28 protein-coding genes are annotated in these 19,581 nt (G+C 58.5%); 14 read left to right on the top strand and 14 right to left on the bottom strand.

Going from position 1 to position 19,581, the window contains the following annotated elements; translation table 11 throughout:
- Positions 1–137 precede the first annotated feature (137 nt).
- From K420_RS0115295 to K420_RS0115265, 7 genes are all read left to right on the top strand, one after another.
- Positions 138–434, top strand: a complete 297-nt coding sequence (locus tag K420_RS0115295) for a hypothetical protein (RefSeq protein ID WP_027458825.1) — start codon at positions 138–140, stop codon at positions 432–434.
- A gap of 5 nt (positions 435–439) precedes the next feature.
- Complete coding sequence (locus K420_RS19215) at positions 440–697, top strand: hypothetical protein (protein ID WP_088177850.1); 258 nt, start codon at positions 440–442, stop codon at positions 695–697.
- Between the two features lie 76 nt (positions 698–773).
- Positions 774–1,022 carry a hypothetical protein gene (locus K420_RS0115285; RefSeq protein WP_027458824.1) on the top strand — a complete coding sequence of 83 codons (249 nt, stop codon included), beginning with the start codon at positions 774–776 and terminating at the stop codon, positions 1,020–1,022.
- A gap of 44 nt (positions 1,023–1,066) precedes the next feature.
- Entirely contained in the window at positions 1,067–1,309 is a 243-nt protein-coding gene (locus K420_RS0115280; RefSeq protein ID WP_027458823.1) for a hypothetical protein, read from the top strand.
- Positions 1,310–1,434: 125 nt separating this feature from the next.
- Entirely contained in the window at positions 1,435–1,905 is a 471-nt protein-coding gene (gene flgB, locus K420_RS20250; RefSeq protein ID WP_232422797.1) for a flagellar basal body rod protein FlgB, read from the top strand.
- Positions 1,906–2,106: 201 nt separating this feature from the next.
- On the top strand, positions 2,107–2,694 hold the full coding sequence (locus K420_RS0115270; protein ID WP_027458821.1) for a glutathione peroxidase: 588 nt from the start codon (positions 2,107–2,109) through the stop codon (positions 2,692–2,694).
- A gap of 88 nt (positions 2,695–2,782) precedes the next feature.
- Entirely contained in the window at positions 2,783–3,889 is a 1,107-nt protein-coding gene (locus K420_RS0115265; RefSeq protein ID WP_027458820.1) for an NADH:flavin oxidoreductase/NADH oxidase, read from the top strand.
- Here K420_RS0115265 and K420_RS0115260 read toward each other — a convergent pair.
- From K420_RS0115260 to phnC, 5 genes are read right to left on the bottom strand one after another with little or no spacing between them, the layout of a single operon-like run.
- The gene (locus K420_RS0115260; RefSeq protein ID WP_027458819.1) at positions 3,886–4,773 is read right to left on the bottom strand and encodes a LysR family transcriptional regulator; all 888 of its coding nucleotides are present in this window, start codon (positions 4,771–4,773) and stop codon (positions 3,886–3,888) included. The two genes, K420_RS0115265 and K420_RS0115260, sit on opposite strands and share 4 nt — an antisense overlap.
- Positions 4,770–5,777: a phosphonate dehydrogenase gene (locus K420_RS0115255; protein WP_027458818.1), complete on the bottom strand. Its 1,008-nt coding sequence runs from the start codon at positions 5,775–5,777 to the stop codon at positions 4,770–4,772. Before K420_RS0115255 ends, K420_RS0115260 begins: the two co-directional genes overlap by 4 nt.
- Before the next feature lie 21 nt (positions 5,778–5,798).
- Positions 5,799–6,596, bottom strand: coding sequence for a phosphonate ABC transporter, permease protein PhnE (gene phnE, locus K420_RS0115250; protein WP_027458817.1), 798 nt, complete (start codon positions 6,594–6,596; stop codon positions 5,799–5,801).
- 31 nt (positions 6,597–6,627) lie between these two features.
- On the bottom strand, positions 6,628–7,488 hold the full coding sequence (gene phnD / locus K420_RS0115245) for a phosphate/phosphite/phosphonate ABC transporter substrate-binding protein (RefSeq protein ID WP_027458816.1): 861 nt from the start codon (positions 7,486–7,488) through the stop codon (positions 6,628–6,630).
- Complete coding sequence (phnC, locus tag K420_RS0115240) at positions 7,485–8,291, bottom strand: phosphonate ABC transporter ATP-binding protein (RefSeq protein ID WP_027458815.1); 807 nt, start codon at positions 8,289–8,291, stop codon at positions 7,485–7,487. Before phnC ends, phnD begins: the two co-directional genes overlap by 4 nt.
- A 224-nt stretch (positions 8,292–8,515) precedes the next feature.
- On the opposite strand from phnC, the gene K420_RS0115235 reads away from it, so the two are divergent.
- On the top strand, positions 8,516–9,823 hold the full coding sequence (locus tag K420_RS0115235; RefSeq protein ID WP_027458814.1) for an HD-GYP domain-containing protein: 1,308 nt from the start codon (positions 8,516–8,518) through the stop codon (positions 9,821–9,823).
- 9 nt (positions 9,824–9,832) lie between these two features.
- On the opposite strand, the gene copK is transcribed toward K420_RS0115235, so the two are convergent.
- The 9 genes from copK to K420_RS19210 form a co-directional block, all read right to left on the bottom strand.
- Positions 9,833–10,111 (bottom strand): periplasmic Cu(I)/Cu(II)-binding protein CopK, encoded by a 279-nt coding sequence (copK, locus tag K420_RS0115230; RefSeq protein WP_027458813.1) that lies wholly within the window; start codon positions 10,109–10,111, stop codon positions 9,833–9,835.
- A gap of 113 nt (positions 10,112–10,224) precedes the next feature.
- A complete protein-coding gene (locus tag K420_RS0115225; protein WP_027458812.1) occupies positions 10,225–10,617 on the bottom strand; it encodes a CzcE family metal-binding protein in 393 nt (130 codons plus the stop codon).
- A gap of 432 nt (positions 10,618–11,049) precedes the next feature.
- Entirely contained in the window at positions 11,050–11,538 is a 489-nt protein-coding gene (locus K420_RS0115220; protein ID WP_027458811.1) for a hypothetical protein, read from the bottom strand.
- 93 nt (positions 11,539–11,631) lie between these two features.
- On the bottom strand, positions 11,632–12,075 hold the full coding sequence (locus K420_RS0115215) for a periplasmic heavy metal sensor (RefSeq protein ID WP_027458810.1): 444 nt from the start codon (positions 12,073–12,075) through the stop codon (positions 11,632–11,634).
- Entirely contained in the window at positions 12,072–12,530 is a 459-nt protein-coding gene (locus tag K420_RS20610) for an anti-sigma factor family protein (protein WP_027458809.1), read from the bottom strand. Before K420_RS20610 ends, K420_RS0115215 begins: the two co-directional genes overlap by 4 nt.
- Positions 12,523–13,059, bottom strand: coding sequence for an RNA polymerase sigma factor (locus K420_RS0115205; RefSeq protein ID WP_269746437.1), 537 nt, complete (start codon positions 13,057–13,059; stop codon positions 12,523–12,525). Before K420_RS0115205 ends, K420_RS20610 begins: the two co-directional genes overlap by 8 nt.
- A gap of 132 nt (positions 13,060–13,191) precedes the next feature.
- Positions 13,192–14,571, bottom strand: coding sequence for a sensor histidine kinase (locus K420_RS0115200; RefSeq protein ID WP_027458807.1), 1,380 nt, complete (start codon positions 14,569–14,571; stop codon positions 13,192–13,194).
- Positions 14,568–15,230: a response regulator transcription factor gene (locus tag K420_RS0115195; protein ID WP_027458806.1), complete on the bottom strand. Its 663-nt coding sequence runs from the start codon at positions 15,228–15,230 to the stop codon at positions 14,568–14,570. Before K420_RS0115195 ends, K420_RS0115200 begins: the two co-directional genes overlap by 4 nt.
- Positions 15,230–15,556 (bottom strand): PepSY domain-containing protein, encoded by a 327-nt coding sequence (locus tag K420_RS19210; RefSeq protein WP_051453177.1) that lies wholly within the window; start codon positions 15,554–15,556, stop codon positions 15,230–15,232. The genes K420_RS0115195 and K420_RS19210 overlap by 1 nt, the downstream gene beginning before the upstream one ends.
- A 187-nt stretch (positions 15,557–15,743) precedes the next feature.
- Here K420_RS19210 and K420_RS0115185 point away from each other — a divergent pair, with 187 nt between their 5' ends.
- The 6 genes from K420_RS0115185 to K420_RS20245 all read left to right on the top strand — a co-directional run bounded on the left by K420_RS0115185 (position 15,744) and on the right by K420_RS20245 (position 19,525).
- Complete coding sequence (locus K420_RS0115185) at positions 15,744–16,145, top strand: DUF1924 domain-containing protein (protein WP_051453176.1); 402 nt, start codon at positions 15,744–15,746, stop codon at positions 16,143–16,145.
- Between the two features lie 21 nt (positions 16,146–16,166).
- On the top strand, positions 16,167–16,658 hold the full coding sequence (locus tag K420_RS0115180; protein WP_027458804.1) for a diheme cytochrome c: 492 nt from the start codon (positions 16,167–16,169) through the stop codon (positions 16,656–16,658).
- Between the two features lie 37 nt (positions 16,659–16,695).
- Entirely contained in the window at positions 16,696–17,031 is a 336-nt protein-coding gene (locus K420_RS19205) for a PepSY domain-containing protein (protein ID WP_084019683.1), read from the top strand.
- Positions 17,032–17,119: 88 nt separating this feature from the next.
- The gene (locus K420_RS0115170) at positions 17,120–18,442 is read left to right on the top strand and encodes a ferredoxin reductase family protein (protein WP_027458803.1); all 1,323 of its coding nucleotides are present in this window, start codon (positions 17,120–17,122) and stop codon (positions 18,440–18,442) included.
- Between the two features lie 34 nt (positions 18,443–18,476).
- On the top strand, positions 18,477–18,761 hold the full coding sequence (locus K420_RS0115165) for a hypothetical protein (protein ID WP_027458802.1): 285 nt from the start codon (positions 18,477–18,479) through the stop codon (positions 18,759–18,761).
- Positions 18,762–18,955: 194 nt separating this feature from the next.
- On the top strand, positions 18,956–19,525 hold the full coding sequence (locus K420_RS20245; RefSeq protein ID WP_084019682.1) for an Lcl C-terminal domain-containing protein: 570 nt from the start codon (positions 18,956–18,958) through the stop codon (positions 19,523–19,525).
- The last annotated feature ends 56 nt before the right edge of the window (positions 19,526–19,581 follow it).

The following is a 19,581-nucleotide window of genomic DNA, read 5'->3' as shown; positions in this document are numbered from 1 at the left end:
TCCCAGTGAACAGCACGGCAACAAGCTGACGAAACAGTGACCGAGTTGTAATGTTCCCGTTATGGGTGCGACAGCTACCCACAGGCAAACTCCCCCTACGAGGCAATGGGCCTTGATCGTGCCGCAGGGAGAAAATCATGTCCGCACACAATTCGTTCGCAATTTTCAACACATCCCCCGACTTCCATTTGGTTTCCCAGTTGGTTGGCGTGAATCTCGATTGTTTGGAAAAGATGGTTTCCACGCAGTTTTCCCCGCTCAAGGAACTCCTTGAGCAAACTTCATCGCTGTCTCTGGATGATCCTGGGCAAAGCGGGGCATGGTGGGCTGCAGTCGGCAATTTATCCATCGAGTATTGGAAGGCATACACCCTCGACAGCATGGAGTACCAGCACCGGGTTTTGCAGGTACTAGCCCAACATTCGACAAAGTGAACTCGATGATGAGTTCGTCGGGGTCGGTGCGCTGGCAAGACTCTTCCGGCAAGGTCATTGCCTGTACGGAAAAAATCAAGGTGCTCAATGAGAACCTGGATGAACTTCGCCAGATGGCCCAGGATGCGCTGGAGGACGGAATTTTGATGGGGTGTTGCGAACGGCAATTGCGCGATGCGCTTGCCGACGCAATCGTGCATTTGGTGAATCCGTATTTGGCCATGCTTCCTGACAACAATGTAATCGACAAGTCACCTTGTTGACAGTGACAGAAGCACAAACTGAATCTGTCCATTCGATTCGGACCGTTGAAATCCCCAAAACTCAGGAGTCAAGATCATGAAAGTTTCCTCCCTCATTGCCGCCGTTCTGTTTGCTGGCACCACGATGACCGGCGTCGTCTTCGCCGACGAAAAGGCCGCTGCGCCGAAGGCTGCCGAAGGACAGGCTGACAAGGCTGCTTCCAAGCCACATTCCCATGTCCAGGAAAAAACCGGAATGCCGCAAAGCATGCCGGATGCAAAGGCTGACAAGCCGAACGCAGCCAAGGACAAGAGCAAACATTTCCATCCGCGAGATGGAAAGTAACTGCCCAGTAAAGGCCTCGGAATCGAGGCCTCGGCATTTCAGTCATGGATATCCACAAACCGGCAGAGCACGGCGATCGATGTGTATGTCGCACGCTGGCGCTTGCGGTCGGCAGTGACCCGAAGCTGCTGACCTACAACTATTGTCGAACGGTGCTTCAGAAACGCTGGATCATCGAATGCAATCATGGATGCCTGGCAAAGCCGGCCGTAGCAAACAGCGATCTGAAATGGCATGGCGTCGGCCAGATTGATCCGGTGAAGGCCATCCTGATCATGAACGAGTAATCAGTGTCATGGCTGGAGCCCCTCCTATCCCACCGGCAATTCCCCCATCTACTTCTGTTCAAGGAGGGCACGAGGGACATAGTGCGTCCTCGGGGGGGGCCAACAACGGAGGGTTTTCCGAGGCCTTGAATCAGGCGATTGTTCAGCAGGCAAACAACCCAGTGGTCAGTCATGGCAATCATGGCGGACAAGGTGCCGGGGTAGTTGGGCACACTGGGCATTCTTCCGGAATGGCCTCCAGCACGGCGTCAGCCCATCCCAATCACTTCACAGTTGGACAAGGCGGTCATGCCGGTCACAATTTTCAGCAGAAAATGCTGGGTGTTCGTGTCTATCGGCAGCAACTCCTGGCCTCGAACATCGCCAATGCCGATACTCCAGGTTATAAGGCCGTTGATATTGACATTGAAGAGGCTGCCAAAATCGTTCAAGGTGCCTCCTCATCGTTGCCATTGACGAGCACGGCTACCGGACATCTCTCGGGCACCGGGCAAACATCACCATTCCCACTAAAGTATCACGTACCTTACCAAGCGGCTACTGATGGCAACACGGTGGAAATGGATGTCGAACGACAGAAAATGGCTGAAAATTGAAGGATCTGTCTAAGGCGTCCTATTAAAGAGGACGGCTTGCCAAGGCCCTACCCAAAAAATTGCAATAGAATAGAAAGTAGTGAAGTCGGAATTTCTGAAACACAGGCCTTGTAGGGAATGAATTTCCGCAAGTTCGACAAAATGGTCCATGCCTGGTCCTGGCCAGGGGCACTGGGCATACGCAATTACGGGAGCCGGCCCATGTATTTCAATCGTTTCCACAGCATTGCCGCGGTAGTGTTGTCCAGTACGCTGGCGTTCTCTAACGCAGCCAGCGCCGCCGGCCGCACTTCCTGCCCGCCGCTGCTGCAACATACCTTTCCGCGATTGCAAGACGATCAACCGCAGTCGCTTTGCCAGTACACCGGCAAAGTGTTGTTAGTCGTAAATACGGCAAGCTATTGCGGTTTCACGGGCCAATACGCCGGTCTGGAAGCGCTGTATGCACGCCACAAGGACCAGGGTCTGGTGGTGCTCGGTTTTCCTTCCAACGACTTCAAGCAGGAAACCGGCAGCAACCAGCAAATCGGGGCTTTTTGCCAAAATACCTTTGGCGTGAAATTCCCGATGTTTGCCAAGAGCTCGGTCAAGGGGGCGCAGGCGTCGCCCTTTTACCGACAACTGGCCGCTGCCACCGGCAAAGAGCCGGGCTGGAACTTCTATAAGTACCTGATCGGGCGCGACGGCAAGGTGGCGAGCGCTTATTCGAGCATGACCGGCCCAGCAAACAAGGGCTTGCAGCAGGAGATCGACCGACTGCTGGCGCAGCCGGCACCCGCAGGGCAGTGATGGCCGCCCGCCTCGCTCACGGCGGGTAGCAATGTTGGGTATCATGATCTGACCGTCCAGGACTGGACATGAAGAAGACTGCCAACCCATGAGTACCCTTTTCGCTCCCATCGAACTTGGAACGCTGACACTGCCCAACCGTATCGTGATAGCGCCGATGTGCCAGTATTCGGCACAGGACGGCAATGCCACATCCTGGCACCTGATGCACCTGGGCCAGCTGGCGCTTTCCGGCGCCGGCATGCTGATCATCGAGGCTACCGCCGTTGAGGCAGAGGGCCGCATTTCGGCGCAAGATCTCGGCCTGTGGTCAGATGAGAACGAGCAGGCGCTGGCGTCCACGCTGGCGCAAGTGCGCCGGCATTCGGCCATGCCGATTGCAGTGCAGCTGGCGCATGCCGGCCGCAAGGCATCCACTGTTCCACCCTGGCTGGGCGGGCAGCTGCGCCCGTCTGGCGAAGGCGGCTGGCGCACGTGGGCGCCCTCGGCCTTGCCTTTCACTCCCGGCAATGAAGCGCCGCAGGCGCTGGATGCGGCTGGCCTTGTGCGCATTCGCCAGGCCTTTGCTGCGGCCGCGGCGCGCGCGGCCCGTATCGGCATCGATGCCATCGAAGTCCATGGCGCGCATGGATACCTGCTGCACCAGTTCCTTTCGCCGCTTTCTAACCGGCGTGACGATGCCTATGGCGGGTCGCTGGAAAATCGCATGCGTTTTCCCTTGGAAGTATTCGAGGCGGTGCGTGCAGCCTTTCCGGCCGGCCGGCCGGTCGGCATCCGCGTCTCGGCAACCGACTGGGTCGAAGATGGCTGGGATATCGAGCAAACTTTGGCATTTGCCGCCGCTCTGAAAGTGCGCGGCTGCGATTTTCTGGACGTGTCCACCGGCGGGCTGTCGCCACAGCAAAAAATTTCCCTAAGCCCGGGTTACCAGGTGCCGTTCGCGGAAAGATTGAAGCGGGACGTCGGCATGCCGACCATTGCCGTCGGCCTGATTACCGAAGCACGGCATGCCGAGTCCATCGTCGCCAGCGGCCAGGCCGACATGGTGGCGCTGGCGCGCGGCATCCTGTACGACCCGCGCTGGCCTTGGCATGCGGCCGCCGAACTGGGCGCGCAAGTGGATGCGCCGCCGCAGTACTGGCGTTGTCAGCCGCGCGAGCTCAAGGCGCTGTTTCGCGACGCCCGGATCAGCTAGGGTGCGGGCGCCAGCGGCGCGGTTTCACCCTGCAGCAAAAATTCGCAAAAATGACGCGCCGGCGCGTCCGGCAAGAGGTCCTCGCGGCTGATCACGTACAGGTCCTTGTGCAGTGCGCCGCCTTCGAGGGGAATTGCCCGCAGACTGCCATCGCGGTTTTCATCGGTCACGGCGGCCGCCATCACGAGCGAGATGCCGAGTCCGGCCCGCACCGCATGCTTGACCGCTTCGGTGCTGCCAAGTTGCATGGCGATCCCGATGTTGCGCGCATCGTCGCCGAAATAGGACTGCAGCAGCCGCCCTGTGCCGCTGCCGGCTTCGCCGCCCAGTAGCGCCTGCCCGCACAGCCAGTTGCGTGGAATGCTGGTGCGCCCGGCCCAGGGATGGTCGGGCGGCACGATGACCTGCAATTCCTCGCGATGCCAGACGGTGGCGGTAAAGCCGGGGCGTGGATCCCACCATTCCATGATGGCGACGTCGATCTCGAAATTCTGCAGTTGCTCGGCGATGCGGTTGTTGCTGCCAATAGCTATCTGGAGCTTGTGCGCAACGCGGTCGCGGTAGGCGCGCAGACGCGGCTGCAGCAAGTAGATGCCGGTATTGGAACTGGCGCCGATGCTGAGGACTGTCTTGTCGAACAAGGCTTGCGCGCGGGCGCCGGCGCGTACCAGATGTTTAGCGTAGGGCAGGAATGAAGTGCCTTCCGGCGTCAGTGTGCAGCCGGCATTGCTGCGCTGGATCAGCGCCACCTTGAGCGATTGCTCGAGCCGCTTGATATGTTGCGTGACGGCCGGTTGCGACTGGCCAGTCTGCCTGGCCGCCTCGCGGAATCCCCCCTGATTTGCGACCGCAAGGAATGTGGCGACGCACTCCAGGTTGATCATGTCGCCGTCTTCCTGCCGGGACGGTTGATGGCGCCGGCAGGCGCCTCGCCATTGAGCGCCTGGATAATGTTGCAGGCGGCCTGACGTTCGATCTCCAGGCGCACTTCGGCAACGGCCGAACCGAGGTGCGGCGTGAAAAAAGTTTGTGCAGGATTGTCCAGCAAGGCTTGCGGAATGGCGCGCGGCCGGTCTGGCCGTGCCCATTCTTCCAGCTCGAACACGTCGGCGGCATAGCCGGCAAGGCGGCCGCTGGCGAGCGCTGCAACGACTGCGGCTTCATCGACCACCGAGCCGCGGCAGGCATTCACCAGGTAGCTTCCCGGACGCATCCTGGCGAGCGTGTCAGCATTGATCAGGTGCAGGGTCTCCGGCGTCATCGGCAGCATCGGCACGATGAAATCGCTGGCGGCCAGCAATTCATCGAGTTCGACTTGGCGCGCATTCCATTGCGCAGACTGTTCGGTCGGCAGGGCAACGTGGTCGCAATACAGAATCTGCATGTCGAAGCCAGCCAGCCGCTGTGCGATGGCGCGGCCGACCGCACCCATGCCGATGATGCCGATCGTACGCCCGGTGAGCCCCGTGCCGTACAGCTGCGGGAGCCACCCCTGAAAGCCGCTGCTGCGGATCTGGCGGTCACCTTCCAGCATGCGGCGTGTTAACCCGAGCAGCAGGCCGATGGTCAGTTCCGCGGTCGGGATGGTCAGCAGGTCGGGCACGATGGAAAACCAGATGCCGCGGCGGGTGCAGGCGGCGACGTCGAAGTTGTCATAACCCTTGAGCGCCGCGCCGACGATTTTCAGTTGCGGGCAGGCTTGCAGGAAGGCGTCGTCGATACTGTCGGGCATGAAGACCATGATGGCTTGCGCATCGCGCGCGCGCGCCAGCACTTCTTCGCGCGGCAGGGTGTCGCGCGAAGTATTGGGAATGACTTCGGCAACGCCTTGCAGCAGTTCGATGATTTCCGGATGCACCCAGTGGGTGAGCACGACTTTGGGTTTCATGTAACGATTTGCGTAAATGATTTACTTGAAGGTGCGGCGCAGGAAGGCGCTCAGGGCGTCGACCAGGCTCACCATGACGAGGATGACGATCAGGATTGCCGAGACATCCGTGTATTGCATGATGCGCAGCGATCCCATCAGTTCGAAGCCGATGCCGCCGGCGCCGACCATGCCCATGACCGTCGAGGCGCGGAAGTTGTATTCCCAGCGGTAGATCGCTGTATCGGCCATCTGCGGCAAGACTTGCGGCAGGATGCCGTGGAAGATCACCTGCAGCGGGCTGCAACCGGCGGCGCGCGCGGCTTCCACCGGCGCGCGGTCGGCATGTTCGATGGCTTCGGCAAAGAACTTGCCGACCATGCCCACCGAATGCAGGCCAAGCGCCAGCACGCCCGGCAGCGCGCCGAAGCCGACTGCAGCGACGAACACGATGCCCATGATGAGTTCAGGGATCGAGCGCAAGCCGTTCAGCAGGCCCCGGGCGCATTGGTAGACCAGCGGATGCGGCGTGGTATTGCGCGCTGCCAGCACCGCCAGTGGCAGCGACAGCAGCACCGCAACCGCCGTGCCGGCCACGCTCATGGCCAGGGTGTCGAGCAGTGGCTTGACCCAGGAGCCGGCCTGGCTGAAGTTCGGCGGAAACATCTCGCCGACCAGTGACGCCAGGCTGGGGATCCCTTCGCCCAGGCGTTCGGCGTCGAACAGGCCAACGTAATACCAGCAAGCGATGACGATTGCCAGCACGGTGGCCAGGGAGACCATCGAGCGGTTCCAGGCGCGCTGCCGGCGGTCCAGCAGCGGTGCGAATTGAGCGTGCATGAAGACTCCTGATTGCTTGTGCGATGTGTGCCTAGAACTTGGACAGATCCAGCTTGAGCAGCGTGCCGAGATTGCGCACGACATCGTATTCCTTGTCGCTGATCGGGCCGAAGCCGTCGGCTTTGAATGGCTTCAGCACGGCCGGGTCATTCAGGCCCAGGAAAGCGGCGCGGATCTTTTCCTTCAGCGCGGCATTCAGGTTGGAGCGCATGGTCCACGGGTACTGCGGAAAGGGCTTGGATTCGACCAGCACCTTGACCTTGTTGGCGTCGATGATGCCGCGCTGGACCAGCGATTCGAAAATCGGCTTGGACAGGCCGCCCGCCTGCGCGTGGCCATTCTGCACGGCGATGGCGACGGCGTCATGGGCGCCGACGAAGTGTTCCTGGTAATTCTCGCCGGCTTTCAAGCCATTTTCCGCCAGCATCGATTTCGGGATCAGGTGGCTGGAGGTCGAGGCCTTGTCGCCATAAGCAACGTTCTTTTTTGCGATGTCGGCAATGCCGTTGATGCCGGCGCCGGTATTGATGACCAGGACCGACTGGTAAGTGGTGCTGCCTTTTTGCTTGATCGCGGCGAAGGCTTCGATTTCGCTCTTCTGCCGGGCCAGCACATAGGACAGCGGGCCGAAGTAAGCCAGATCCAGGCGGCCATGGCGCATCGCCTCGATCATCGAGGAGTAATCGGTGGTGACGATCAGTTCAATCTTCTTGCCCAGCGTTTTTTCCAGATACTCTTCCAGCGGCTTGTTGTTCTTGATGACGGTCGAGGCATTTTCATCCGGCAGCAGGGCCACTTTCAGGGTGTCCGGATCCGGATTGGGCGCAGCATGCGCGACGGCGCCCAGAAGGGCAAGCGAGGCCAGGCTAATGGCGGCAAACAGTTTCTTCATAATGCTTCCTTTGCGGTTGCGATGGGAAAGGGAAAACGGACGGTGGCAGCGACGTCTGCCGGCGGCGTGCCCGCCGCCTTGTGCTCGTACAGGGCGGCGGCTTGCGCCGGTGTCAGGGCATCCGGTGTGGCGTCGAACACGAGACGTCCGTGTGCCAGGCCAACGATGCGGTCAGCATACTTGCGGGCAAGTTCGACCTGGTGCAGGCTGATGACCGCCGAGATGCCGTCTTCCTTGCAGATACGGTGCAGCAGCGACAGGACTTTGTCGGCGCTGACGGGATCGAGGCTGGCCACCGGTTCGTCGGCAAGAATCAGGCGTGGTCGCTGCGCCAGGGCGCGGGCGATGCCGACGCGTTGCTGCTGGCCGCCGCTTAACTGGTCCACCCGCGTCAGCGCCTTGTCCAGCAAGCCGACACGCTCCAGGCATTGCAACGCAAATTCCTGTTCGGCGCGCGGCAACGGAAACAGGCTGCGCAGGGTCGAGTGGTAACCGAGACGTCCCATGAGCACGTTTTGCAGGGCCGGGAGGCGGCCGATCAGTTGATGCTGCTGGAAAATCATGCCTGTCTGACGGCGGTGCATCTGCAGCGTCTTGCGGTCCTGGAGGGGGCCGTGTCCGTCGACGCGGACCTCGCCGGCATGCGGGGTGTGCATCAGGTTCAGGCAGCGCAGGAGGGTTGATTTGCCGGCACCGGAGGCGCCCAGCAAAACGGTAAACTGGCCCTGGCAGAAGTCCAGGGTGGTTGGATGCAGGGCAACAAGATTGCCGAATTGCACCGATACTTTGTGCAGATGAATCATGGCGAGTCCTTCGTTGGTTTCGCAATCAAACTGCGATGACGATTACAAAATCGAATTGCCAGGCCATGGTAGGGGGGCTGTGTTACCTGCGCGTGACGAACCGATGAAGAATCTGTGACATCGCCACCGGCGGCACCATTTTTAACTGGGTTAATGCACCAATTCTCACTCGATCGCGTCAGCGGCCACTTCAAGCACTTCATGGAACTGCTACAGAATCTGAAATGAACGCTATTCAACTGCCCCAGACACACCGGCAATTGCGCCGCATGTTGGCGCGGCGCCTCGGTATAGGTGCGCTCCTGGTTGGCAGTCTCGCGGGAGGTCTTGCCTACTGGGTCGAATCGTATCGCGTAGAGCAGCGCACCCTTGAACGCGCCATAGCGGGGGTCAGGCATTTCGAGTCGCCCGCCATGCAAATGGCGGTCGGCGGGGATAAAGGAGATAGCCATTCCGCGATTTCGCAGTTGCTGACCGATGAGTTTGTCGGGATTCGAGTTTTTTCGCCCAATACGGAGATGGTGTTTGATGCTTGGCGGTCACTCCCCGAGTCGCTGAAAGAGATCGCCCGACAACAGCGCCATCCATGGCCGCCAGCTCCAGGCAGCCATAGCAAACGATTTTCGGTGGCTGGCGAAGAACTGGTTCAGGTCATTCTGCCGATGACCACCAGTGATGGCCGTCTTGCAGGCTATGTCGAGGGAATCAGCCTGGTGTCCCGCTCGGCACTGCAAGAGAGAGAACAACAGATTCGCGGGGCTGCGCTGACGGCCTCGATATCAGTATTCGCGGCAGCGCTGTTGCTTTACCCGTTAATGTCGGGATTGCTGGGCCAAACGGTGGCATTGTCGTCTCGACTCCTGGAATCCAATCTTTCGCTGCTGCGCTCCCTTGGAAACGCCATCGCCAAGCGTGACGCAGATACCGACGCCCATAACTACCGGGTTACCTGCTATGCGGTCTCACTTGCCGAAGCACTGGGTGTTGGCAAGGAAACCATTGCCGAACTGGTGCTGGGCGCCTTTCTGCACGACGTTGGAAAAATCGGCATTCCGGATCAGATTCTGTTGAAACCGGGACGGCTGACCAGCGAAGAATTTCAGGTCATGAAGACCCACGCCATGCTCGGCATCGAGATCGTCGCCGGCAATCCCTGGCTGGCTGGCGCAGAGAAGACCATCCGGCATCATCACGAACGCTTCGACGGGAAAGGGTATCCGGATGGGCTCATTGGCGAGGCAATACCGTTGGCCGCACGGATTTTTGCCCTGGTCGACGTGTTCGACGCATTGACCTCTGTTCGCCCGTATAAACCAGCCTTGTCATTGGAAGAGACGTTGAGCATCATGGAACGGGAAGATGACCAGCATTTCGATCCAAAGATTCATGCCGTTTTCCGGCAGGTTGCTCCGGTGCTATACGCACAAGGCCAATCCAGAGATCATGCCCAATGGAGTCAGGAATTGAAGGCGATGCTTGAACGGTACTTCAAAATGAAAACGGCTCCCAAAGGAGCCGCCGAATTCGAGTGATGCGGGAAATTAACCGCGATGGTATTTGTGCAGCAATTCGTCAACACGCCAGATTTCGTTTCCGTTCATGATGATTTTTTTGCCGTCCTTGGTTTCCATCACATGGCCAGATTCCATATAGGTTGCGCGACCATATTTGTCTTCCATACCCATCTTGCCGTCTTTGAAAATATAAACAGTCGAACCGTCCTTCAACTCAATGGACTTCTCGACTTGAGAAGCATCAACTGCGTAGGCGGTAACACCCAGGGAACTCAGGGCCACGATTGCGAGCATCTTCTTGAACATTTTCATCTCCTCATGAATAGGTGCTGTTGTACTGCGATATCAATATTAAGGATTCGATCCTGACAATTTGCCAACGGCTGGGTGACAATTGCATCACCTAGCCGTCAGGTTGATCAGCCGCCCTGATAGGCAGGGTTTTCGGTCACGTAGACGGTGATGCCGTCGGCTCCCGATATGATCTTGGAAAGTGGAAACGGCGCGGTCCCCAGCGTGTCGAAGGTCCAGACGACGCTCTTGCCAGCGACGTTGATCTTGATGGTCTCCAGACGCGTGACGTTCAGATATTTGCTACCGCTGGACAGAGTGACCTCTCGGTCGGCGTTTTTCGTGGCCGTGTAACCAAACGAAGCCAGTTGATTTGCCGTCGGTGCGCTCTTGGTTTCTGAAACGTGGCTCAGCCAATGGTTGGTGCCGGCCTCGGAATAATCCTCGTGAGCGTAGCTCGTTCCAGCTGCAGCGAGGCTGATCGCAGCGATCAGGGCTAATTGGGAAAATTTCGTTTTCATGGTTCTCTCCTTGTGACATCGGGTTAAGAGTGAAGTGATTCGAACGGCCGGATTGGCCGAATTGTTGTCTGTTGCCAAAGACATCAGGCAGGTCGTCGGCCTTTGCTGACGGTGGGGTTATCGCCTGACTCGGACAGCAATATGCTGGTCACCTGCCGTTCAACTGGAAGTCACGTCGAACGGCAGCTTCTCCATCCGACAAACTCACACAACCGACCCTGAATAGACATTCGATGTCTCAGAGTTCATGCGGCAGCTTTCTGAGCGGAGCAGCCGTCCGGCAGGGCAGCTCACAGACAAGTCGTCGGCCACTCCGGCCATTGAGCCTGTGTCCAAACTTGGGCAGCAATGTGCCGGTTACCTGAAGTACGGCCGATCTAACTAAAAGTCGGTGCCGGCGGGACGGCGGCTTGTCGCGCCCCGCCCCTGCCCTCAGTGCGCGATTGGCTGGTAGCCAGGATCGTCGAAATACTTGCCGTAGTTGTCGAGCGCGCCGATAACCTTGACCGCACCGTCCATGAGCTTGGCCTGCTTCACCTTGCCCGCCATTTGCTCTGCGCCGGCGAGCAGGTCGGCGATGATGATGTGCAGTTGCTCGTCGGCCTGCGTTCCCAACTTGCAATTGGCCACGATATCGCCGACGGCACTTTCCACCTTGTGCGCAAGGGCGCTGTAGTCTTTTGCCGGCAGGCGGTTGTTGTGGATGGCATCTAGCGATGCCGCCATCGACTGGCGAATCTCGCCGATCGCCTTGCGCAGCGGCGCATCGGTTTCCCATTTTTTGCCGGCATTCAGTTGCAGAGTCGCCGGTTTCCCGCCGTGATCGTGTCTGTGGTCATGCGCCGCGTTATTCGCGGCAAGAGCCGATCCGCCGACACCTAGGGAAAGCACGATCAAGGCGGTCAGGATGTTTTGTTTCATGTTCTCGATTCTCCAGTCTGATGGTTGAAGGGGCCAGCGCTTGTCGGCCTTCCTGCTTCAACGATTGGCGGAGAGAAATGTTCCACACCTGCGTCAATCGCGGTGCAAAAGTTCGATGGTCGACAGCCCGGCTGGCTGGTCGAGCAGCAGTTGCGCCAGTTTTGTACGCTGCGTCAGAGTGAGCAGTTCTCGTTCGCGCAGCAACTGCTGGATCACCCGTTTCTGCTGTTCGTCCTGCAAGTGCGCAATTGCGATGCGCTCGGCATCGATCAGCGCCGGGTCTGGTGTGTCGGCGAAAATCGCATGGATCATGCGGTCGCGATGTGTGCGAATGGCTTCGGCGCTGGTGCCGAGTTGCATGAGAAAACCCTGTTCCGAGGCGTGCCAGTCGCGCACCTGATCCGCGCTCAATTCGAGATAGCGCGGCAGGCCGGGAAAACTGTCCTTGTTGGCCATGCGGTAAGCGACGGCGCCGATTACGCCCAAGTTGACCAGCAGCGAAACGGCGAGCAGAACCCGCAGGACGGTGGATTTCATTTTCTGGCTCCCTTGCTGTAGCAAGAATCCGGGCCGAGGCAGAGACCGCCCGGCGGCAGCGTGTCGAACACGCTCATCGCCGCCATGCGCGGCATGGCCGCACCGCCGCCGATCAGCACCGAGCCTATGCCGGTGCCGAGCGTAAGGGCAGCCGCCGCGCCGAGGGAGGCCGGCAGCAAACCCCACCAGCGCGGTGCTGGCCGCTCTGGTGACGGGCGTGGTGCGGCGGCGAGCCGGCCCGCAATCATGCCGGCCAGGTCGAAGCCCAACGTGTCCTGCGGCAGTGCGTCGAAAGCGGCCGTCAGCGCCCGTAGTTCGGCGAGACGCTCCGCGCAGGGCGGGCACGCCGCTAGATGCGTTTCCATTTCGCGCTGCGTGGCGCCGTCGAGTTCACCATCCAGATAGCCCGAGAGGCGAATCATGTCCGGCAGGTGCGGGCGGACGGGGTCAGTCATGGCAAGACTCTCCGGCATGGTGTCGATAATGGGCGAGGACGGCGACACGCGCGCGGGCAATGCGCGACTTGACGGTACCGACCTCGATATTCAGTGTTGCCGCGATGTCGGCGTAGCTCATGTCTTCCAGTTCGCGCAATAGCAGGATTTCGCGTTGCTCGACGGGCAGTTCGCGCAGGGCGCGTTCCAGCAGGCCGATACGCTGCTTGTCCGCCAGCAGTTCTTCCGGCAGAGGTGCTGTGTCGCACGGATCGATGGCCTCTTCATCTGGGCCGGACGTCAGCGAGACGAAATCGATGTGGCGACGGCGACGCAGCGCATCGAGCGCGGCATTTCGCGCGATCTGGAACAGCCAGGTGGAAAAGCGCGCTTCCGGCCGCCAGCCGGGCAGCGCCCGATAGGCTTTTAAGAAGGTTTCCTGGGCCAGGTCCATAGCTTCGTCGCGTATACCGACCATACGCAAAATGAAACGGAACACCCGATCTTGGTAACGTCGCACCAGCCGCTCGAATGCCGGCCGATCCCCCATCTGGGCCCGGACGGCAAGTTGTACATCTTCTCCATCGTCGATCCCCGCTGTCATCCTTTTCGCTTTCGACTGCTCCTGAGTGAAACGAATCACGTCGGAAAATGTTCCGCGTCGGCGTGCATGCGGGGTGCGTCAGTCCGCTCCGGGCAAACTCAGACTGGCCCGTAGCCCCCCCAGAGGGGAGTCTGCCAGTGTCAATTGCCCGCCATACATGCGCGCCAAGTCGTCGACGATGGCCAGGCCCAGCCCGCTACCAGACACCTGCTGGTCGACGCGAACTCCGCGTTGGAGCACGGTGTCGCGCTTGTCGGGGACGATGCCCTTGCCATCGTCGTCGACGCTGATCGTGAGCCGCTCCTGTTCGGCCCGAGCCTGAATCTCTATCCGGGAGTTGGCCCACTTGGAGGCATTGTCGATCAGATTTCCCAACATTTCCTGCAAATCCTGCTCTTCGCCGCGAAATACCAGGGTTACATCGGCAGAAACAACTGCAAATTCGAGATTACGGTCTGCATAAACACGTTGCATGACCCGTACCAGTCCCCGGATGACAGGTTCAACGGCGGTGCGCATGCCCGGAACCTGTACAGATGCGGCAGCTTGTGCCCGACTCAGGTGGTAATCGACCTGTTTGCGCACGGTATCGACTTGCGATGCGACCAGACGTGCCAAGTCGTCATCTCGCTTCTCGGGAGCATTGGCGGCATTGGCGAGGACGCTCAGCGGCGTTTTAAGCGCATGGGCAAGGTTGCCGGCTTGCGTTCGGGCACGCTCGACCACTTCAGCGTTTTGCGCCAGCACCGTGTTGAACTCATTCACCAGCGGCATGATCTCGTTCGGGAAGGTGCCTTCCATGTTTCGGGCATCTCCGTGCCGGACACGCCCTAGGGCGTTTTGCATGTTACGTAGTGGAGCAAGCCCGACGAATACCTGCATCAAAGCGGCGAGCGTCAATCCCATTCCAAGTATGCCCAGCGCCATCCAAAGATGGCCTTTGAAGTCCTCGATAGGCTCTGTCATCAGACTTTCATTGGCCGCAACCATCAACCTCAGGGAGTGAGTGTCAATGGTGACGGTACGTTCCACCACTCTTAGAGCAACTCCTTGGGGGCCTTCAATCCGATGCTGATGAATCTCTCCGTCCGCCGGGGTATCGGCCGGGACAGTCAATGTTTCATCCCACAGTGAGCGGGAACGCAAAACAGCCTTGTCGGGTTGCTCATCCGCAGCGGAGATGCGATCGATCTGCCAATACAGGCCGGACAGGGGCTTGTTAAGGCGCGGGTCACTCGGAAGCAATCGAACCTGGGCCAGATTCTGCTCATCGAGAATTAGTTGGGCTGTTAGCTGATCCAGATGATTCTTCAGTTCCACATCGAACTGGGCTTCGACATGCTGATGAAAGAGTTGGCCAAGCCCCCAGCCCGCAACCAGAATCGAAATGACGATCCAGACGAGCGTGCCCGCCAAGAGACGTATACGCAGGGAGTTGCGTAAGAAGGCAAAGTTCATTGTGCTTTGTTGAGCCGGTAGCCCAATCCGCGCACGGTTTCGATCAGGCCCGGCGGTAATTTCTTGCGCAAGCGCGCGATGAATACCTCGACCGTATTCGAATCACGATCGAAATCCTGCGCGTAAATATGTTCGGTCAGTTCCGCACGGGAGACGATTTCACCCGGATGGTGCATCAGGTAAGCGAGAACCCGGTATTCATGGCTCGTCAGCGTCAGGGCAGTTCCATCCACGCTGGCACGGCTGCTGCGGGTATCCAGGGTCAGCGGACCGCAAACCAACTCGGTACTAGCATGTCCGCCGGCACGGCGAATCAGGGCGCGAAGCCTGGCCAGCAGTTCTTCCATGTGAAAGGGCTTGGTTAGATAGTCATCCGCACCGGCATCGATGCCGGCCACTTTTTCCCGCCAGGTGTCTCGTGCCGTCAGGATCAGGACCGGCAAGGTACGCCCTGCCGCACGCCATTTCTTCAGAACCGTGATGCCATCCATCTGCGGCAGGCCAATGTCGAGCACGATGGCGTCGTAAGGTTCGGTCTCCCCCATGAAGTGGCCATCGACCCCGTTATGCGCCACATCGACGACATAGCCGGCCGACTGAATGCCTTCAACAAGTTGTGTGGCCAGCGTTGGTTCGTCTTCGACAACCAGAATGCGCATCAGCGGGGCTCTCCCCGGTCGTTTGGTTTATGCGGTTTGCCCGGCTTTTCCTTAGAGCCAAGGATGGTGCCGTCGCGAGCGAGAATCTTCAGCTTCATCAAGACACCTCCTTTGCGCAATAACTTGACTTCATAAACCCACTCGCCCTTTTCGCGGTCAAGTTCAACCTCCATGACCTGGCCGGGATACTCGTGTTCGAGCCGATCAAGAATCGTCCGCAAAGGCAGAACATCTCCAGCCTCAACGGCTTGACGGGCACGGTCATGGTCAGCGTGATCTGCTGCGTAACTGACTTCCGTGCCCAACATCGCCAGCATCATCAACATGATGACGCTTGTCAGTGTAGGACGCCATTGGGTGGTGATTCTCGACGACATATTTAACTCCACAGTTTTCCAGGCTGATCTTTTAGCGCTTTGAACATGAACGCAGGATGAACAAGCGATTCAGCATTCATTCAGACAGGGTGGCGCAAAGTGCGCTCCACAGTCCGATAACCGCCAGGAGAAACGCATGAAGAACATGTTGGTCGTCACCTCAGGAATTGTTGCCATGATACTCAGCACCGCCACCATTGCCGGTCCTCGCGAAGACCTGCTGGCCCAGTATGCGGCAGCCGCCAAGGCAAGCGGTTTTTCGGCGGCACGCGGCCAGGCCTTGCATACGCAGAGCTTTTCCGGCGGAAAACCTGATACGCCGTCTTGTACCACCTGTCACGGCAAGGACACCCGGGGTGCGGGTCGGGCGCTGACCGGCAAGACCATCGAACCGGTTGCTGTGTCGGTGGCGCCAACGCGTTATACCGATCCGGCCAAAGTTGAAAAATGGTTCAAGCGCAATTGCACCGAAGTATTAGGGCGCGAATGTACCCCGCAGGAAAAAGGTGACTGGCTCACCTTCGTGATCGGTCAGTAATCCCATTCAAAGGAGACTCCCGTGCGCATTCCCTACCGCCCGCTTGCCATTGGCCTCGTGACCTTGGCTTTTTCTGCCCTTGTATTAGCCCGTGCCCAGGCCGGTGACCGTCATTTCTTCGCGCCTGTTACCGACCCGGTCGTCAAGGAGGAGTGCGGTAGTTGCCACCTGGCCTTTGCCCCATCGATGCTCCCGGCGCGATCCTGGCAACGCATGATGGGCGAACTGGACAAGCATTTCGGCGACAACGCCAGCCTCGATCCGGCCACCGCCGAGAAGATTACGAGCTATCTCGTTGCCAATGCAGGTGATGCAGGTGGCCAGCGCTACAGCAGCAAATTGCTCAAGGGCGTTGCCTCAGGGGCCACCCCACAGCGCATCACGGAATTGCCCAAATGGGTGAGCGAACATCGCAAAGTTCCTGATTGGGAGTGGCGCCACAAGGAAGTGCGCACCAAAGCGAACTGTATCGCCTGCCACACCGCAGCAGAGCAAGGCTATTACGAAGAATGACCATTTCAGACACTTTCCTGAGCAGGAGGATTTCACCATGCAACCATTAACCATCACTGCATTGCTTGCCACTGTTTTCTTCTCCATGTCGAGTCATGCTCAGGATGTCCGCTCTGCCAATACCGACAAGGCGAGATGGTTATCGATTCCCGAAGTGCACGCCAGACTGGAATCCGCCGGCTATCGAAATATCGAGAAGATCGAACGTGAAAGCGGCAGCTATGAGGTCAAGGCTACCGACCAGGCGGGCCGGCGGATCAAACTGTATGTGCATCCCCAAACGGGCGAGGTCATCGATCAGCGGCAGCGTGACATCAAACGTGACAAATACGATGGTGGCTATGCAAAAAAACAATCAGCGCAATTCTGCTGACTGCAACGAACGACGCTGCCGAGATGACTTACCCCAACAGGGCAACCTTCAACCCGCCGCTGGAAAATAATCCATCAGGAGTCCTGACATGAAAATCTTGCTCGGTTCGCTACTCGCCATCGTTGCCGTCGCCTGGGGATTCGATGTACTGGTCACCGGTGGCAGTAGTGGCGGCACTCTGCCATGGGTAATCCGGCAGGAAGCGCTCTATCTGAGTGGCCTGCTATCGATCGCTTTGATGTCGCTGGCGATGTTTTTGTCCACACGTCCCGCCTGGCTCGAAACACCGCTGGGAGGTATGGATCGAGTCTATCGGACCCATAAATGGGCCGGCATTCTCGCGGTGAGCTTCGCCGTAGTACATTGGCTGGTCGAGGAAGTCGTCGGAGACATTCTCAAAGCGATGGTCGGACGCGAAGGCCGCATACCCAAGGAGCAATTCACCGGCTTCCAGGAAGTGATGCGCGACCTGGCGAAGGACATGGGGGAGTGGGCGTTCTATCTTCTGCTGGCGATGCTGGTCATCACCCTATGGAAGCGGTTTCCATATAAAACCTGGCGAGTAGTGCACCAGGCAATGCCGGTGCTTTATCTGATGCTGGCGCTGCATGCGGCTATGCTCGCCCCGACTGATTACTGGACCCAGCCAGTTGGCATTCTCATCGCGTTGCTCGGCGCTGCCGGAATCTATGGCGCCCTGTACTCGCTGGCCGGTCGCATCGGGCGCGCACGCCGCGCCAGCGGGACCGTGACGGCCATCGAGCAACCTGTCCCGGATGTGCTTACCGTCACTTGCCAGCTCGACAACAACTGGCGAGGCCATCGCCCCGGTCAGTTTGCGTTCATTACCTTCGACGAAAAGGAAGGCGCGCATCCATTCACGATCGCCAGTGCGGATCGGGGTGATCGAAGCATCAGTTTCCAGATCAAGGCACTCGGTGATTACACCCGCACCCTGGGCAAGCGACTGGAAGTCGGTCATGCCGTCAAGGTTGAGGGGCCTTATGGTCGCTTCGATATGGCCCGGCAGGATGCGAGTGCTCAACAAATCTGGATTGCCGGCGGGATCGGAGTGACGCCCTTCCTGGCCTGGCTGGATTCGTTGCAACAGACGCCGGGCCAGGTTTCTGCGGATCTCCACTACTGCACTCGTGATCGAACCAATGATCCCTTTGTCGCCCGCATCCAGGCAAGCTGCGCCACGTTGCCTGGCATCCGTCTGCACATTCATGGCGCCCAACAGGGCGAAACATTGAGTGCTGCCGATGTGGCCGCTGCGCAGACTCGCTCAAGCCGGTCCGAAATCTGGTTCTGCGGGCCGCAAGGCTTGGCAGAAAAGCTCAAGCATGAACTTGGGCGTATCGGACAAGGCCGGTTCAGATTCCACCAAGAAGCTTTTGAAATGCGTTGAAACACCTACCGATCTAACCAAAGGAAATGAAATCATGAAAACCATCTCGATCATCCTGCTTGCCTTGTCCATGACGACCGTACATGCCGCCACCCCTGAGGTCCAAGCGGAATCCTGTGATCAAATCAGGGAGCAGATTCGGGCGCATACGGGGATTCCGGCCAAACCCAATACTATCCTGCTGGGCAAGGTGGGTGAAAACAAGAAATGCCGTTTCACTTCTGCCGAGGCGTATCGTGCGGCCTGGGGCGACAAGCCCCTACCCAAGGACGATCGACGTGATCGTCGCTCGAAAGGGCGCGAGCACGACGACGATTGAGAAAGTGATACCAACTAATAATGGGGTGCCTGACCATACCCGGTTAAGGAAACGCTGAACAAGTGTCAATTTTGAGAAGACACCTACGTAGTCATGCGGGTTTGCGGCCGGCTCGTAGGACTTATTCAGTGTTTCCATAAGCATTTCTTAATCATGAGTGGCTATCTTTCAGATTTTTTCTTGGAGCTATAGCGATGCGAAATATTTTCCTGATCCCCATATTGTTGGCGGCGCTTTCTGCACAGGCTGAGGAGAGTCGGTATGTGCCGGTTTGCATGAGCGGCAATGTGGTTGGCCAAGGCAATTGCCCCGCGCAACCCAAGCCTGGAAACCAGCCGAGCGACTGGTCGTGTACGCGCGACAACAAGACGAACCTGGTGTGGTCGATAGAAAGCGGCAAGGGATCCTGGAATTATGCGCAGGGTGAATACTCCAAAGCCGCGAACCAAGAATCACGTTGTGCTTTTTCATCAGGCTGGCGACTACCAACCCACAACGAATTGCTGACAATCCTGATCAAGGACAGTAGTTCCGTCGCACAAATACAGGCTCAGGGGAATCGCAATATCAACCAATCAGCGATTGATACCCGCTTCTTCCCTGAAACACCGGCAGATGCATACTGGACAGCGGATTCATTTACGCATGATCCGAGTTTTGCTTGGTTTGTATATTTCAAACCAGGATTCGTCAATGAGGGGAATACCTATACAGACTTCAAGTCAGTGACAAAACACATCCGCCTCGTTCATGATGCTCGCTAAGCGAGCTAGGAAACGGATGTTGATTAAGGGTTCCTTAAGCTGAACGTGAAAGACTG

This window comes from Dechloromonas agitata is5 (genome assembly GCF_000519045.1).
Classification (GTDB): Bacteria; Pseudomonadota; Gammaproteobacteria; order Burkholderiales; family Rhodocyclaceae; genus Azonexus; species Azonexus agitatus.
Note: the sequence above shows the minus strand (reverse complement) of the source record. Positions and strands in the feature narration are given on the sequence as shown.

Coding starts and splice junctions, on each gene's coding strand:
- K420_RS0115295 (WP_027458825.1), top strand. CDS start 138: ATGTCCGCACACAATTCGTTCGCAATTTTCAACACATCCCCCGACTTC.
- K420_RS19215 (WP_088177850.1), top strand. CDS start 440: ATGATGAGTTCGTCGGGGTCGGTGCGCTGGCAAGACTCTTCCGGCAAG.
- K420_RS0115285 (WP_027458824.1), top strand. CDS start 774: ATGAAAGTTTCCTCCCTCATTGCCGCCGTTCTGTTTGCTGGCACCACG.
- K420_RS0115280 (WP_027458823.1), top strand. CDS start 1,067: ATGGATATCCACAAACCGGCAGAGCACGGCGATCGATGTGTATGTCGC.
- K420_RS0115270 (WP_027458821.1), top strand. CDS start 2,107: ATGTATTTCAATCGTTTCCACAGCATTGCCGCGGTAGTGTTGTCCAGT.
- K420_RS0115265 (WP_027458820.1), top strand. CDS start 2,783: ATGAGTACCCTTTTCGCTCCCATCGAACTTGGAACGCTGACACTGCCC.
- K420_RS0115260 (WP_027458819.1), bottom strand. CDS start 4,773: ATGATCAACCTGGAGTGCGTCGCCACATTCCTTGCGGTCGCAAATCAG.
- K420_RS0115255 (WP_027458818.1), bottom strand. CDS start 5,777: ATGAAACCCAAAGTCGTGCTCACCCACTGGGTGCATCCGGAAATCATC.
- phnE (WP_027458817.1), bottom strand. CDS start 6,596: ATGCACGCTCAATTCGCACCGCTGCTGGACCGCCGGCAGCGCGCCTGG.
- phnD (WP_027458816.1), bottom strand. CDS start 7,488: ATGAAGAAACTGTTTGCCGCCATTAGCCTGGCCTCGCTTGCCCTTCTG.
- phnC (WP_027458815.1), bottom strand. CDS start 8,291: ATGATTCATCTGCACAAAGTATCGGTGCAATTCGGCAATCTTGTTGCC.
- K420_RS0115235 (WP_027458814.1), top strand. CDS start 8,516: ATGAACGCTATTCAACTGCCCCAGACACACCGGCAATTGCGCCGCATG.
- copK (WP_027458813.1), bottom strand. CDS start 10,111: ATGTTCAAGAAGATGCTCGCAATCGTGGCCCTGAGTTCCCTGGGTGTT.
- K420_RS0115225 (WP_027458812.1), bottom strand. CDS start 10,617: ATGAAAACGAAATTTTCCCAATTAGCCCTGATCGCTGCGATCAGCCTC.
- K420_RS0115220 (WP_027458811.1), bottom strand. CDS start 11,538: ATGAAACAAAACATCCTGACCGCCTTGATCGTGCTTTCCCTAGGTGTC.
- K420_RS0115215 (WP_027458810.1), bottom strand. CDS start 12,075: ATGAAATCCACCGTCCTGCGGGTTCTGCTCGCCGTTTCGCTGCTGGTC.
- K420_RS20610 (WP_027458809.1), bottom strand. CDS start 12,530: ATGACTGACCCCGTCCGCCCGCACCTGCCGGACATGATTCGCCTCTCG.
- K420_RS0115205 (WP_269746437.1), bottom strand. CDS start 13,059: ATGGGGGATCGGCCGGCATTCGAGCGGCTGGTGCGACGTTACCAAGAT.
- K420_RS0115200 (WP_027458807.1), bottom strand. CDS start 14,571: ATGAACTTTGCCTTCTTACGCAACTCCCTGCGTATACGTCTCTTGGCG.
- K420_RS0115195 (WP_027458806.1), bottom strand. CDS start 15,230: ATGCGCATTCTGGTTGTCGAAGACGAACCAACGCTGGCCACACAACTT.
- K420_RS19210 (WP_051453177.1), bottom strand. CDS start 15,556: ATGTTGATGATGCTGGCGATGTTGGGCACGGAAGTCAGTTACGCAGCA.
- K420_RS0115185 (WP_051453176.1), top strand. CDS start 15,744: ATGAAGAACATGTTGGTCGTCACCTCAGGAATTGTTGCCATGATACTC.
- K420_RS19205 (WP_084019683.1), top strand. CDS start 16,696: ATGCAACCATTAACCATCACTGCATTGCTTGCCACTGTTTTCTTCTCC.
- K420_RS0115170 (WP_027458803.1), top strand. CDS start 17,120: ATGAAAATCTTGCTCGGTTCGCTACTCGCCATCGTTGCCGTCGCCTGG.
- K420_RS0115165 (WP_027458802.1), top strand. CDS start 18,477: ATGAAAACCATCTCGATCATCCTGCTTGCCTTGTCCATGACGACCGTA.
- K420_RS20245 (WP_084019682.1), top strand. CDS start 18,956: ATGCGAAATATTTTCCTGATCCCCATATTGTTGGCGGCGCTTTCTGCA.